The organism is Mycobacterium sp. NGS68, assembly GCF_059812195.1.
The window spans coordinates 1-790 of record NZ_JCALCE010000085.1 but is presented as its reverse complement, the minus strand read 5'-3'; the positions used below and the strand labels follow the sequence as shown (position 1 = coordinate 790).

General features: G+C 70.4%; 2 protein-coding genes. Both read left to right on the top strand.

The annotated features are described in order from the left end of the window. Positions 1–643, top strand: a 643-nt coding sequence (locus AC5Y5V_RS31370; protein ID WP_499942970.1) for a hypothetical protein, incomplete at its 5' end; no start/stop codon positions are given. A gap of 30 nt (positions 644–673) precedes the next feature. Next, on the top strand, positions 674–790 hold a 117-nt coding region (locus tag AC5Y5V_RS31365; protein WP_499938919.1), incomplete at its 3' end, for a PPE domain-containing protein.

Sequence of the window (790 nt, the reverse complement as noted above, 5' to 3'; positions counted from 1 at the left end):
CGCCCCGTGGGGGCAGATCCAGGCTCGCAACAAGGCCGACCTGGCGAACCTGCAACTGGCGAACCGCCGCCAGCTGGGGGAGGCGCAGGAACTGGCCAAGCGCGACATGGCGGCGGCACAGACCGCTCTGCGCGACGGGGACTTCGCCCTCGCCGCGCGACAGGTCGCCAACGCGGGCCTCGTCGAGACCGGGGCGGCGTTGCAGGTGGGCGCTCGGACCGCGTTCGCTCCGCTCAACATCGCCGGTGAGGACCTCGACATCGCCGGCGGTGGCAGCCAGCTCCTGACGGGCGGTGCCGAGACGAGAATCGCCCAGGCGTCGCCGCTGGCCAGCCGTGACAGCGGCGGAGCCACCTTGGGCCAGCTGGCCGCGTATGACCAACAGAGGTTCGAGGACCTGCAGACCGTCAACAGGCAGCAGTTCGTAGCCACGCAGTTCCTGGCCCGCAACGATCTGACGGCGGCGGGCGCGGCCCTTGCGTCGGGCGACATCGGCGGGGCCGCTAGGCGGGCCGCCGATGCGGTGCTGGTCAACGCCGGGACGGGGCTGCAAATGGCTGCCCGCACTGGCGAATTCGTCCCCAGCATCATCGGCCAGGATCTGGGGTTGCTCGGGGGCGCAGGCACCGTCAAGGCGAAGTAGCTCGACAGGCCCAACAGAAAGGACGCCGCCATGAACATCTTCGTGTTGCCGCCGGAGGTCACGTCGGCGCAGATGTATACCGGGGCCGGTTCGGCGCCGATGCTGGCCGCGGCGGCGAGTTGGGATGGGCTCAGTAGCGAGTTGGCT